At 37.3% G+C, this 12777-nt stretch carries 15 protein-coding genes; 6 read left to right on the forward strand and 9 right to left on the reverse strand.

From position 1 onward, the window contains the following. Nucleotides 1-519: 519 nt before the first annotated feature. A complete protein-coding gene (locus AN161_RS12485; RefSeq protein ID WP_082340064.1) occupies nucleotides 520-915 on the reverse strand; it encodes a YlaH-like family protein in 396 nt (131 codons plus the stop codon). Between the two features lie 30 nt (nucleotides 916-945). Further along, nucleotides 946-2790 carry a translational GTPase TypA gene (typA, locus tag AN161_RS12490; protein WP_053594685.1) on the reverse strand — a complete coding sequence of 615 codons (1845 nt, stop codon included), beginning with the start codon at nucleotides 2788-2790 and terminating at the stop codon, nucleotides 946-948. Between the two features lie 138 nt (nucleotides 2791-2928). Here typA and AN161_RS12495 point away from each other — a divergent pair, with 138 nt between their 5' ends. Next, nucleotides 2929-3114 carry a DUF5325 family protein gene (locus AN161_RS12495; RefSeq protein WP_053594686.1) on the forward strand — a complete coding sequence of 62 codons (186 nt, stop codon included), beginning with the start codon at nucleotides 2929-2931 and terminating at the stop codon, nucleotides 3112-3114. Nucleotides 3115-3153: 39 nt separating this feature from the next. On the opposite strand, the gene AN161_RS12500 is transcribed toward AN161_RS12495, so the two are convergent. Both AN161_RS12500 and AN161_RS12505 read right to left on the reverse strand, forming a co-directional pair. Further along, nucleotides 3154-3948 carry an inositol monophosphatase family protein gene (locus AN161_RS12500; RefSeq protein ID WP_053594687.1) on the reverse strand — a complete coding sequence of 265 codons (795 nt, stop codon included), beginning with the start codon at nucleotides 3946-3948 and terminating at the stop codon, nucleotides 3154-3156. Between the two features lie 235 nt (nucleotides 3949-4183). Beyond that, nucleotides 4184-4381 (reverse strand): hypothetical protein, encoded by a 198-nt coding sequence (locus tag AN161_RS12505; protein ID WP_053594688.1) that lies wholly within the window; start codon nucleotides 4379-4381, stop codon nucleotides 4184-4186. 123 nt (nucleotides 4382-4504) lie between these two features. On the opposite strand from AN161_RS12505, the gene AN161_RS12510 reads away from it, so the two are divergent. Next, nucleotides 4505-5131 (forward strand): DUF1054 domain-containing protein, encoded by a 627-nt coding sequence (locus AN161_RS12510; RefSeq protein ID WP_053594689.1) that lies wholly within the window; start codon nucleotides 4505-4507, stop codon nucleotides 5129-5131. Nucleotides 5132-5596: 465 nt separating this feature from the next. On the opposite strand, the gene AN161_RS12515 is transcribed toward AN161_RS12510, so the two are convergent. After that, nucleotides 5597-5884 carry a UPF0223 family protein gene (locus AN161_RS12515; RefSeq protein ID WP_053594690.1) on the reverse strand — a complete coding sequence of 96 codons (288 nt, stop codon included), beginning with the start codon at nucleotides 5882-5884 and terminating at the stop codon, nucleotides 5597-5599. Between the two features lie 20 nt (nucleotides 5885-5904). Next, nucleotides 5905-6864, reverse strand: coding sequence for a nitronate monooxygenase family protein (locus AN161_RS12520; RefSeq protein ID WP_053594691.1), 960 nt, complete (start codon nucleotides 6862-6864; stop codon nucleotides 5905-5907). Nucleotides 6865-7009: 145 nt separating this feature from the next. Here AN161_RS12520 and AN161_RS12525 point away from each other — a divergent pair, with 145 nt between their 5' ends. Continuing rightward, entirely contained in the window at nucleotides 7010-8479 is a 1470-nt protein-coding gene (locus AN161_RS12525; RefSeq protein ID WP_053594692.1) for an aminotransferase class I/II-fold pyridoxal phosphate-dependent enzyme, read from the forward strand. 152 nt (nucleotides 8480-8631) lie between these two features. Here AN161_RS12525 and AN161_RS28825 read toward each other — a convergent pair whose 3' ends face one another. Then, the gene (locus AN161_RS28825) at nucleotides 8632-8835 is read right to left on the reverse strand and encodes a helix-turn-helix transcriptional regulator (protein ID WP_053594693.1); all 204 of its coding nucleotides are present in this window, start codon (nucleotides 8833-8835) and stop codon (nucleotides 8632-8634) included. A 175-nt stretch (nucleotides 8836-9010) separates the two neighbouring features. Between AN161_RS28825 and AN161_RS12535 the strand changes: the two genes are divergently transcribed. From AN161_RS12535 to AN161_RS12545, 3 genes are all read left to right on the forward strand, one after another. Next, nucleotides 9011-9607, forward strand: a complete 597-nt coding sequence (locus AN161_RS12535) for a class I SAM-dependent methyltransferase (protein WP_053594694.1) — start codon at nucleotides 9011-9013, stop codon at nucleotides 9605-9607. A gap of 341 nt (nucleotides 9608-9948) precedes the next feature. Next, nucleotides 9949-10263: a hypothetical protein gene (locus tag AN161_RS12540; protein WP_053594695.1), complete on the forward strand. Its 315-nt coding sequence runs from the start codon at nucleotides 9949-9951 to the stop codon at nucleotides 10261-10263. 169 nt (nucleotides 10264-10432) lie between these two features. Continuing rightward, nucleotides 10433-10885, forward strand: a complete 453-nt coding sequence (locus tag AN161_RS12545; protein ID WP_053594696.1) for a GNAT family N-acetyltransferase — start codon at nucleotides 10433-10435, stop codon at nucleotides 10883-10885. 314 nt (nucleotides 10886-11199) lie between these two features. Here the strand turns inward: AN161_RS12545 and AN161_RS12550 are convergent, their stop codons facing one another. Together AN161_RS12550 and AN161_RS12555 are read right to left on the reverse strand one after the other, a co-directional pair. Then, entirely contained in the window at nucleotides 11200-11877 is a 678-nt protein-coding gene (locus AN161_RS12550) for an LrgB family protein (RefSeq protein ID WP_053594697.1), read from the reverse strand. Beyond that, nucleotides 11870-12313: a CidA/LrgA family protein gene (locus AN161_RS12555; RefSeq protein WP_053594698.1), complete on the reverse strand. Its 444-nt coding sequence runs from the start codon at nucleotides 12311-12313 to the stop codon at nucleotides 11870-11872. Before AN161_RS12555 ends, AN161_RS12550 begins: the two co-directional genes overlap by 8 nt. Nucleotides 12314-12777 lie beyond the last annotated feature (464 nt).

Consider the following 12777-nt stretch of genomic DNA (forward strand, 5'->3'; position numbering starts at 1 on the left):
TAGCTAGTTCGATTCTATCCGTCACTTTCGACTTTTTATCCGTCACTTTGACTGTTCTATCCGTCGTTTTGGCTCTTCTTTCCGTCACTTCGATCCTATCCGTCGCTTTGGTGGTTCTATCCGTCGCCTTGGCTTTTCATTCCGTCGCTTTGGCTCTTCATTCCGTCACTTCGATCCTATCCGTCGCTTTGATGGTTCTATCCGTCGCCTCGGCTCTTCATTCCGTCACTTCGATCCTATCCGTCGCTTTGGTGGTTCTATCCGTCGCCTTGGCTTTTCATTCCGTCACTTCGATCCTATCCGTCGCCTTGGCTCTTCTTTCCGTCACTTCGATGGTTCTATCCGTCGCTTTGATGATTCTATCCTTCACTTCGATAGTTCTATCCGTCGCTTCGGCTCTTCTTTCCGTCACTTCGATTCTATCCGTCGCTTTGGCTCTCTAAAGAACCCTTAAAACAAAAGAAAACAGCCTTAGCTATTCAACGCTAAGACTGTTTCTCTCAGATAAAGTTATTTTCACTAGTTAGCAGCTTGTTGCTCTTCTCTTTTTTCACGCCATAAACGTGTTTTATAGACGATTAAAATTAACGCTGCTACAATGAGCCCTTCAACCATTGGAAGATATAATGCAAAAAATGTTAACATAATACACCCTACAAACAGGAAAATATAAATAATAATATTTTGTGATAGTTTTAATTTCTTTGCAAAGCCTAGTTTATAAACAAGTGCAGAGAGCAAAAACACTAAAGCAAACAGAACATAACCTGCCATTTCGTAGTTAGGTAAGTTTTCATATAAAAAACGCGTTACTCCGGCCATTTTTTCATAAGCATCTGCTGTTTCCTTTGCGTTTGCTTGTTCAGCAACTTGAATAACATTTAGTTCACCAAATAAAGCGGACTTAATACCCAAGACTCCTCTTCCTTTCGTGGAAGCAAAAAATTATTGTTCAGCGTTTTTTAATTTTTTCGCTGCTTTTTCACGTTCATTTTTGTCTAGAATTTGTTTACGAAGGCGAATAGATTCTGGCGTGATTTCTAGGTACTCATCATCACTTAAGAATTCTAATGCTTCTTCTAGTGTTAATAAACGTGGCTTTTTAATAACGTTTGTCGCGTCTTTTGTCGCAGAACGAACATTCGTTTTTTGCTTCATTTTTGTAATGTTTACAGTGATATCATTATCACGTGTATTTTCACCAACAATCATACCTTCATAAATTTCAGTACCTGGTTCTACAAATAGTGTACCACGGTCCTCTACTTGCATCATACCATAAGTTGTTGATTTACCAGTTTCCATTGATACAAGTACACCTTGGTGACGACCACCAATACGACCTGAAATAAATGGTTGGTAGCAATCGAAAGTATGGTTAATGATACCAAAGCCTTTAGTCATTGACATGAATTCAGTTGTATAACCGATTAAACCACGTGCAGGAACTAAGAATGTTAAACGAACTTGGCCATTGCCATTGTTCACCATATCTAACATTTCACCTTTACGAGTACCGATTGATTCGATAATTGAACCAACATTTTCTTCTGGAACGTCAATTTGTACACGTTCAAATGGTTCACATTTTACGCCATCAACTTCACGGATGATTACTTGAGGTTTTGATACTTGTAACTCAAATCCTTCACGACGCATATTTTCAATTAGGATCGATAGGTGAAGCTCACCGCGACCAGAAACAGTCCAAGCATCTGGTGAATCTGTATCTTCAACGCGTAAAGAAACGTCCGTTTGAAGTTGTGAACGTAAGCGTTCTTCTACTTTACGTGCTGTTACCCATTTACCTTCACGACCTGCAAATGGTGAGTTGTTTACTAAGAAAGTCATTTGTAATGTTGGCTCATCGATACGTAACGGCGTTAGCGCTTCTGGGTGCTCAACAGGGCAAACTGTTTCACCAACGTTGATGTCTTCCATACCTGAAACGGCGATTAAGTCACCAGCTTTTGCTGTCTCAACTTCTTCACGTTTTAAGCCGAAGAAACCAAAGATTTTCGTTACACGGAAGTTTTTCACTGTTCCGTCTAACTTCATAAGAGATACTTGTTGACCTACAGAAATTGTTCCGCGGAATACGCGACCAATACCGATACGTCCAACGAAGTCATTATAGTCAAGTAAAGCTACTTGGAATTGTAATGGCTCTTCTGAGTTATCAATTGGTGCTGGAATAGCTTCGATAATTTTCTTAAATAGACATTTCATATCCACTTCTTGCTTAGATGGATCAGCGTCTAAAGAAGCTGTACCATTTACACCTGAAGCATAGACAACAGGGAAGTCTAATTGATCTTCATCTGCACCTAGTTCAATGAATAATTCAAGTACTTCATCTACTACTTCTAGTGGACGAGCTGAATCTTTGTCTACTTTATTAACAACAACGATTGGTGTTAAACGTTGTTCTAATGCTTTTTTCAACACAAAACGTGTTTGTGGCATACAACCCTCATACGCATCGACAACTAGTACAACGCCATCTACCATTTTTAAAATACGTTCTACCTCACCACCGAAGTCAGCGTGTCCAGGCGTATCAAGGATGTTGATACGAGTTCCTTCATAGTTTACTGCTGTATTTTTAGCTAAAATCGTAATACCACGTTCGCGTTCAATATCATTAGAGTCCATTGCACGTTCTTCAACACGTTCGTTTGAACGGAATGTACCTGATTGTTTTAGTAATTGGTCGACTAAAGTAGTTTTACCATGGTCAACGTGGGCGATTATTGCGATATTGCGAAGATCTTGACGTAAGTTTGTCATTATTCCACTCCATATTCTTTTTTCGAATGTTTAACTGTGTTATTATAGCACATGAAGGGTAGAAATGTCCTTACTAGAATTTTCATCGTTCTAAAAAATATATTTGATTTACAAATTTTTACTATAGGAGGCTCGGCTATGAATCGTGCAAAATTCGTAATGGCCATTTACGCATTAGCAGCTGTTTTAGCAATGTGTTCTATCGGATATTCTGTGGCAACTGGTAGTGGATTTGGTATAATAGCAGGCATTGTGGCTACTTGTGTCATTTTCATGACAGCCTTTAAAATGAAACGTAAACTGCGTGAGCAAGGATTACTTTAATAGTAAAAAGGAGCCTGTCTAAAATAGACGGCTCCTTTTTTATTCATAAGGCACAATATATTTTTCTAATAACTCTTTGTGAATAGAAGGGTTGGCAATGATAAAAGTATCCTGATGTAGGAAATCAAAGTCCTCACCATGTAAGTTAGTAGCGACGGCCCCAACTTCATTAGCAATAATGGTACCCCCAGCAATATCCCATGGTGATAGTCGCATAGATACATAAGCATCTAGTTTACCACTAACAACAAACGCTATTTCCATTGCGGCTGAACCATACGACCGTGTACCACGTACTTTCCGAACCATTTCAATTACTTTTTCATGATGAATATGTCGATTTGGTGCTACCCAGTGTGCGTTTATACCAACGACCGATTCCTCGATTTTGACTGGCTGCAATTTACGTAATGGTGAGTCATTGTACCATGCCCCTTCGCCTGCAATTGCATAAAATAAGTCACCACGCATCACATCAAATATGTAACCTAGCTTGCCTACCCCATTAATAAAAATACCGATAGAAATCATAAAATGACGATGTTGTTTAACAAAATTCATCGTGCCGTCTATTGGATCAATAATCCATACAACGCCTTCTAATGACTCTACTTTCTCTCCCATTCCCTCTTCCCCTAAAATTTTGTGGGTTGGATCAAAAGCTCGTATTTTTTCTATAAAAAATAATTCTGTTTCACGGTCAATATTTGTGACAAGGTCATTTGCATTTGATTTTGTCTCGATAACTAAATTGTACGAAAAGGCCTCTCGAATACGACTACTTGCTTCAAATATAATACTTTTTGCAAATTGATCAATTTGTTGTAAATCCATAAAAACCCACCCTTCGAATATAAGAAAAGGCACTATGCTTTCGGGCCTTACTTAAAATACTTGCAACTTCTCAACACTCAAATAATGTGCTCGGGTTCTCATTGCTCATGATGTCATGGTTAAAAGTAGCACATAATACTCTGATATACTGTCCATTTTACACTTTATAACAATAAAAATCACCTGCTGTCGGAATATTCAGCAAGTGATTTTTCAAATTGGTATAAAATTTTTATTACGCATAGGCGTGCAAACTTTCAAGTTCCATCTGAATTTCAGCCAGACGTTTTTTACTTTTTTCAATTTCAAGCTCATTTTTTTCATTCATTGCAGAGAATAAAGAGGCTAATTCATAATCTAATTCTAATTGTAAAATGTGTTCATATTGCTTTTCAATGTCAACTTTACGTATAATTTTTACGATTGGTTTCATAAAAATCACTTCCTTTTTTATTATTTTACAAGAACTTATCAGATTCGATAAAGTTCTTGTTATAAGATTTTTTCCCATTTTCCTAATAAAATAAACCTTATAAATCGAAAGGAGTTATTAAAATTGCCGAAAATAAAGTGGACTAACAAAGACTTCAATGTTTTTCAAATAGACGGTTTAGAACAGAGAATGGATGCATTAATTTCTTGTGTACGACCAAAATTCCAACTGCTAGGAGAGGATTTTTCTTCATTCTTTTCAAGTCATCTTGGAGAAGAGTTTTATCCTCATGTTGCGAAGCATGCACGAAGAACAGTAAATCCGCCAAACGACAGTTGGGTTGCCTTTGCTCCGTACAAAAGAGGGTATAAATCATTACCTCACTTTCAGATTGGTCTTTGGAGCACACATTTATTCATCGTCTTAGCTATTATTTATGAAGCTCCACAGAAAAATGTGATGGCAGAACGTTTAATTGCCAACAAAGCGATGCTACAGCAGCTTCCTGATGATTTTATTGTCTCTGGGGATCATATGTCTCCTGCTGCAATCTCCTTGCTAGAAGCAAAGGAAGACAAGCTAGATGAATTACTTGTTCGTTTGCGTGATGTTAAAAAAGGTGAGTTTTTAGTGGGCCGACATATTCCAAGAGATCAAGCAGTCAAGCTGTCAGCTAGTCAACTTCATCAATTAACGGAAGAAACCTTTAGCAGCTTACTCCCAATTTATAACATCATTGTTAGGAAATAAAGTCAGGAAGTATGGCGCTTCAAGTAATGTGACATAATAACTGAAACACTTTTTACTGACTAAACCTTATATTTATATATTGTGGATAATTTACGTTATTATTCCATCGAATGATAAAAAACGTAAATTTGTTCGGAGGATATTTATTGTGAGGCTATTTTCAAGCTTGTGGATAAAGCCATAGAGGAAATTTTATATTTTTTCGATGCTTTTCGAAAAAGCCTAGTTCTATTTTTTCGATTTAAATGCGTTGTCATAGCGTCCACTTTTGAAATGCATAAAATTACGCTATTATTGATTGGAGTGGAAGGCTACTCGAGTGCTCCTGTCGCTTAGCTTTCGTCGCAGAGCAAAGCTTCCCGCAGTGAAAGCGAGACAGGCGAGACCCTGCACGGAGCGAAGCGGAGGAAGCAAGTAGCCTGCAAAGATGAATGAGGACGTGAGATATACTCACGTCCTCATTTTTTATCGACGTTGCTTCGGTGCAACTTTAATAATCGTACCATCAGTTGCTTCTTTTGCTTGTTTAACAACAGGGTAACTGACAAAGCCACTTGCTTCTTCAAATTCACGGAAAATTGTTTTTTCCTCAGACTGTGAAGGAACAATTTCTTTAAAACGACGATATTTCGCCATCATTACTTCACGTTTAATGCCTTTTTCATAGGCTTTCTCAATACCTTCAAAAAATTGAACAACATCAATAATTTCCTCAGTTGACCAATCAGTTGAAAATGGATAAGAATATTCCATTGGACATAACCACCTTTATGTTACTGACCCCATTTTACCCGGATACTTCCTGCTTCTGCAACCATTCGAGTAATAAGCTCCTCAACTGTCGGGATATCGTGAATCATCCCTGTAACTTGTCCTGCCCAACCAAATCCTTCATCTTTCTCACCATCATAAATAAAACGTTTATTGGCATTACCACTAATATAGTTTTTCAACGCCTCATACGTTGGGGTCATTTGCTCAATTTCTAAAATCTTTTCCGTAAAATCATTGCGTAACGCTCTTGCTGGCGCTCCAATAGAACGCTTAATAATCGTTGTATCTGCTTCAGAACTTGCCAGTAATGCCTCTTTATAAGCCTCTGATGCATCAACACATTCCTTAGTTGCAATAAAACGCGTACCCATCTCAATTCCCTCTGCTCCTAGGGCATGAGCTGCCATCCAGCCTCGTCCATCTCCAATCCCACCAGAAGCAATAACAGGAATTTTCACACTATCTACAACCTGTGGTACAAGCACCATCGTACCTACATCATCACGACCAAGATGGCCACCGCCCTCTTGTCCCACAACCATAACAGCATCTGCGCCAAGTTGTTCCGCCTTTTGAGCTTGCCTACGTGCAGCCACAAGTACTAATTTTTTAATATCCGTTCCTGCCAATATATCAAAAATGGGTGCAGGATTCCCTCCAGTCATCGTAACAACCGGTACTTCTTCTTCTACTGCAACACGCACCATGTCCTCGTAGCCAGTACCATACATACCAATTGCAAAGTTTACACCAAACGGTTTATCCGTTAATGCTCGTACTTTATGAATCTCTGCGCGCAATAAGTCAGGATCTCGTAAACTCATTGCTGTTATTTGTCCCAACCCTCCAGCATTCGACACCGCTGCTGCTAAATCAGCATATGCTAAATAAGCTAATCCCCCTTGAATAATTGGGTATTTAACGTTTAAAAGCTTCGTCACACGTGTATTCCAATTCATAGTACCTCCCCTTTCGTACGTTACTAACTTCTCGAAATTATCAAAAAATCCTTTTAATTTTTCTGTAAAGTCTATTTTTTCATGTCATTAGGTGCTATAATTCATTTGTTTTCCTAGATATTATAAAAGTGAGGTGGTACCTGCGTTGTCACAACTAGAGACTCCATTGTTCGACGTATTACTTAAACATCGGAACAGACATCCAATTCAGTTCCATATTCCAGGCCATAAGAAAGGTCATGGTATGGATCCTGCATTCCGAGAATTCGTCGGCGACAACGTTTTATCAATTGATTTAATTAATATTGCTCCACTGGACGATTTACATTCACCAAAAGGCGCCATTAAAGAAGCGCAAGCACTTGCTGCCGAAGCCTTTGGTGCTGATCATACATTCTTTTCCGTTCAAGGTACTAGTGGCGCCATCATGACGATGATTCTGACCGTCGTCGGTCCAGGTGATAAGATTCTAGTGCCACGGAATGTTCATAAATCCATTATGTCGGCGATTGTGTTCGCTGGTGCAATCCCGATTTTTATTCATCCTGAAGTAGATAGTGAATATGGCATTTCTCATGGAATATCGCCTGAAGCTGTCGAAAAAGCTTTAAATGCTTATCCAGATACAAAGGCAGTTCTTGTTATTAATCCAACGTACTACGGCTTCTCAGCGGATTTAAAGCGTATTGTTGACATAGTTCATAGCCGTAATATCCCTGTAGTTGTCGATGAAGCTCATGGTGTCCACATTAAATTCCATGATGAGCTTCCTTATTCTGCAATGGAAGCTGGAGCTGATATGGCTGCAACAAGTGTACATAAGCTTGGTGGCTCCATGACTCAAACATCTATTTTAAATGTACGGGAAGGACTTGTTTCTGCAAAACGTGTACAAGCTATTTTCTCGATGCTAACTACAACATCGACATCTTATCCATTACTTGCTTCACTTGACACAGCACGACGTCAGCTAGCAATCCATGGTTATGATTTAATTGGTGATGCACTTCGCCTAGCAAAAGATGCTCGTAAACGCATTAACCAAATTCCACATTTAAAATGCGCAGGTAAAGAAAAATTAAATTCATCTGCAACTTATGATATGGATCCTTTAAAGCTGCTAATAAGTGTTAAAGATTTAGGTATCTCTGGTCATCAAGCTGAAGAATGGCTTCGTTACAATGCAAATATTGAAGTAGAATTATCGGATCTATACAATATTTTATGTTTAGTGACATTGGGCGATACAAAAAAGGAAATTAACCTCCTCATTAACGCCCTAAGTCGTATGTCGAAAGCATTCGATTCAGAAGCTGCTATTACTGAAGCAGTAGTCAATGTACCGGGAATTCCAGCACTTGCCATGTCACCGCGTGATGCATTTTATGCAGATACTGAAGTTGTTCCTCTAGCAGAAGCGGATAATTGTATTTGTGCAGAATTTGTTATGGTATATCCCCCTGGTATTCCGATTTTTATTCCCGGGGAAATAATTACCCAAGAAAATATTCGTTATATTCAAATGAATATTGAAGCTGGTTTACCTGTTCAAGGACCAGAAGATACAACCTTAAAAACGATTCGCGTCATAAAAGAACGCAAACCTATTATTTAGTGGCAAAGCTACCTCAGAAAGAGGTAGCTTTTTGTCGATTAATGATAATAAAACCAAGAAGAGAGCATACCAAAAATAGGGAAAATAAGCCACGAAAAATCCCCAACAGTCTTATGATCCGAATTATTTGAATCAGAAGCTATTGGTATATGTTATTTTTCTTCACCTGTAATAAGCTGGTCTAAAGAAATTTTATATAAATCACTTAACCTTCTCAAATTATCAATATCAGGATAGCCTTTTCCTAACTCCCATTTTGAAACGGATTGTCTTGAAATATTTAAAAAACCTGCGACATCATCCTGCGTATACTTATGTTGTTCTCTCAATTCCTTTAAACGGTTTTCTAAATTCATTGAATTTCAGCTCCGACTTATAGGATTTTGATCAAATAATAATGGATTATTACACTTTATTCTAGAAGTTATTATCTGCAAATTCGCAACGCATAGTTGCCTTCAATGAATACTGAGCAAAAAATTCGATTCTGTATTGTATTTAACTTACAATATTTCGTAAGGGAGTGATGGAATGAACGCATGGGATCAACGATTTAAAACAGCCGAATATGTTTACGGTGAGCAACCAAATGCATTTATAGAAGACTATGTACATTATTTGAAAGATTATCCAAATGTAGCTGCATATGCAGAAGGTGAAGGTCGAAATGCTGTATTTTTAGCTTTACAGGGACATACAGTAACTGCCTTTGATTATGCCGAAAGCGGTCTTGAGAAAACAGATCAGCTGGCAAAAAAACATAATGTTACAGTTAATACAAAGCTTACTGATTTACTCCAAGATGAACTACCAGTAGAAATGTTTGATGCTGCTATAATGGTATTTGGCCATTTTCCAGCTGAACAGCAACAAGAAGTGTTTAAGAGGATTGTAGATTCTGTAAAATCTGGCGGTCGTATTATGATGGAATTTTATTCAATTTATCAACTTCCCTATGACTCAGGTGGCCCAAAACAGCTTGATTTTTTATATGATCCATTGAATGTTCTAAAATGGTGTCAACCTTATAAAATTATCCATTTTTTAACAGGTGAACAAGTGCGAAATGAAGGTATACTCCACAATGGCCTTGCTCATACCATTCAATTGATTATCGAAAAAAGTTAAAAACTATATACATACTCTGTAAAATTAAGTACAAGTGAATGTACCTATTTATTGGAAGCGTAGTTGATTGGCTTTAATGTCAGACATTAAATATAAATTAAGTACATCACTTGAATATAGTGGTGTACTTTTTTTATATATTAGACGTCTAAATGACCTCATTTACTACAACACTATTTTAATTTCGAATAAAAACAGAGTTATTTAACAGAGCCTTTTCTTTATTAAACTAACAGGGCAGTTTAGTTATAGAAGGAAATTTTTAAGTAAATAGCGAATTGTTATAATGGAATATATTACTAAATAAGGAAGCTGTAACGAAGAAGTTGGAGGTGATTTTTTTGAAGAAGGTTATTATTGGGCTATGTATAGTTGTAACTGGATTTATCCTCTTTATCGCACAAGATGAATTTGAAGGGAACGATACTGCAAATGGTATTGAAAAAATGTTTTCTGGTCAAATTTTTGATGTTGCACAAGAGAAATTTACTGTACACTCTATGGGATTAAGCCCAGAAGAAAATGTCCTTACAGTTAGAATTGAAAAAAAACAATACAAAGAACAAACAGAGGAATACTTTAGAGACATTTTAGATTCTCTTGGTATTGAGAGTTATGAACTTGAGGTAGTTCCTGTTGATTTAACTTTAAAATAAAGAAGTTTGTGAAAAATTACACTTAAACTAACGGGTGTTTTACTTGAAGATCATTGAGTTGCATAATGCAGCTCTTTTTTTCTTTATTGAACTAACGAGGTATTTAGTTGAATAAGCTGTTATGGAAGTAGAAAATTGTGGTAGGGTTTATGTTAAGGGGGAATTATTAATGGAGAATCTAGTTCGTTTATTATCAGAAAATGATTTAGAAGAGGCATCAACCATTTATACTTATGTTTTTTGTTCCGATCCTTGGAATGAGCCTTGGATTAATCAGACATCTTACAAACGATTAAAGGATATAAGTGAGACTCCTGGTTACATAGGGATAGGATATTTTGATTCTAATAATCAAATGATTGGTTTTTTAGTAGGAAATGAAGAGCAATGGGCGGATGGTAAGAGTTTTTACATCAATGAAATCTGTGTTCTAACTAATACTCAACAAAGTGGGATTGGTTCAAGTTTACTAAAATATTTAAAAAATATCCTTAAACAGAAAAACGTTGATACGGCATATTTATCAACTGAGAGAGGCAAAGGTAAACCAGAGTTGTTTTTCAGAAAAAATGGCTATGTAACAAATGAATCTAGAGTAATAATGACTACAACCATTTTTTAACTTGAGTACATAAAAAGCTGTAATCCTTATTGAACTACCGGAGTGCTTTAGTTGAAGAAGATAGACAAACCAGAAGCAACAATCTTTTAGAAAAGAGCCTTGAGAAAACAGCCTAGTAAAAAATCAATTTGTTGTAGTAAATGAGGTAATTTGTAGTACAAAAAAGGATAGAGGGAGCAATGCCTAATATGCTCATCTATCCTTTCTTTTTTTATCCTATATAATGTCTGACATCAAATAGAAACCTATTCATATAATACATTCTAAGAAATATCTTGACTTTTAATAAAAGATTTTCTGTATATAGCTTTTTTTTACAAAAACAAATAAACAAATAGTGGACATAGAAATGCGCCAATAATTGCAGTTAAGCCCATAGATAACGAGCCTACTGATAATTCTTGTTCTCCGTATTCTCTTAATTTAACAAGTCCTACGCCATGTGAAGCACTACCGACTGCAACACCTCTACTAACGGCTGAGTCAATTTTGCCGTATTTAATGACTAACGGTCCGATAATAGCGCCTACAAACCCTGCCAGCATTACAAGCACAGCTGTTAAGGGTGGAATGCCGCCAATTGTCTCACTCACCTGCATACCTACAGGTGTCGTTAATGATTTAGGCAAGGCCGTCAGCATCCAGCTTTCATTGACACCAATCCATTTCAGCATAACAAATATTGTCACTAGGCCCGTAATCATGGCGATAAAAATGCCTGACAAGATAGCATACTTATATTTCATAATGATTGCGCGCTGGTTATATAGGGGATATGCAAGTGCTACAACTGCTGGACCTAGCATTTTTTGAAGCCACTCTCCCCCCTCCATATAAGTAGAATATGGAATATTAAAGACTACTAACATGACTGCACTGACGATGGTCGTTGTCACTAGCGGAATCATTAAAGGATGTGGGAAACGTTGATAAAGTTTTGTAAATAACATGAACAACACAATGGTGCCAATGATAACAATAATTTCAGTCAACGGTTAATTCCCCCTCTCCATCCTCTACAATAGCTTCTGATTCTTTTTTAGCCAGCTCTTTTCTCTCGATAATTTGACTAAGTAATCCCGTAACATAAATAGAGATTAATGTACTAGCTATAACTGCTAGAATGATCAACAGGCCCGTTGTTGACAAAAGCTCAGGATAGTCAATCACTCCTACTGTTGCAGGAATGAAGAACAATGTTAATACACCAATTAAAAAGCCTGCTCCATCTTGGATGTATTCTACTTTAATTATTTTAAAATTGAGTGCAAGTGCTAATAATAGTAATCCAATTACACTTCCTGGAAGAGGTACATGTAATAAAGTTACAATCCCCACGCCCATGTAATAAAAAATATTGAGTACCCCAATCTGAACAATAATACGAACAACTCTCTTTAACATCGCAGCAAAATTCTCGTTCAACATTTCGCCACATTTCACCCCCTATTACGTTCATTCTACATCTGCAGAAATTTTCTGTCTATTATAATTTTAGGAAAACAATAGAAAAAGAAGATAGCTCAAAAACATTTTGAACCACCTTCTTTCATTACATAAGAAAAAGAGGTTGTCTAAAAACTGAACTACATTCATTTGTTAGACATCAGTAAATTTGGGTCATCACCATAACGTGGGGTTGATTTCCGTTCCGACTGGGCGCTTTGCCGCTGACGCTTCGCTTTCGCGCAGATAAAACATTGTTGCTGTCGCTTCGCTTTCGCACAGATAAAACATTGTTGCTGTCGCTTCGCTTTCGCACAGATAAAACATTGTTNGCTTTCGCACAAACATTGCCGCTGACGCTTCGCTTTCGCGCAGAGCAAAACTTCCTGGGGGCGTCCGATGAGCCGCTTGGGCCAACACGATGTTGGTCACGAAGGCGCTATCAC

Origin of the sequence: Lysinibacillus sp. FJAT-14222 (genome assembly GCF_001278875.1) — a bacterium.
GTDB classification, from domain to species: domain Bacteria; phylum Bacillota; class Bacilli; order Bacillales_A; family Planococcaceae; genus Lysinibacillus; species Lysinibacillus agricola.

Coding starts and splice junctions, on each gene's coding strand:
- AN161_RS12495 (WP_053594686.1), top strand. CDS start 2,929: ATGAATCGTGCAAAATTCGTAATGGCCATTTACGCATTAGCAGCTGTT.
- AN161_RS12545 (WP_053594696.1), top strand. CDS start 10,433: ATGGAGAATCTAGTTCGTTTATTATCAGAAAATGATTTAGAAGAGGCA.
- AN161_RS12515 (WP_053594690.1), bottom strand. CDS start 5,884: ATGGAATATTCTTATCCATTTTCAACTGATTGGTCAACTGAGGAAATT.
- AN161_RS12520 (WP_053594691.1), bottom strand. CDS start 6,864: ATGAATTGGAATACACGTGTGACGAAGCTTTTAAACGTTAAATACCCA.
- AN161_RS12500 (WP_053594687.1), bottom strand. CDS start 3,948: ATGGATTTACAACAAATTGATCAATTTGCAAAAAGTATTATATTTGAA.
- AN161_RS12505 (WP_053594688.1), bottom strand. CDS start 4,381: ATGAAACCAATCGTAAAAATTATACGTAAAGTTGACATTGAAAAGCAA.
- AN161_RS28825 (WP_053594693.1), bottom strand. CDS start 8,835: ATGAATTTAGAAAACCGTTTAAAGGAATTGAGAGAACAACATAAGTAT.
- typA (WP_053594685.1), bottom strand. CDS start 2,790: ATGACAAACTTACGTCAAGATCTTCGCAATATCGCAATAATCGCCCAC.
- AN161_RS12535 (WP_053594694.1), top strand. CDS start 9,011: ATGAACGCATGGGATCAACGATTTAAAACAGCCGAATATGTTTACGGT.
- AN161_RS12555 (WP_053594698.1), bottom strand. CDS start 12,313: ATGTTGAACGAGAATTTTGCTGCGATGTTAAAGAGAGTTGTTCGTATT.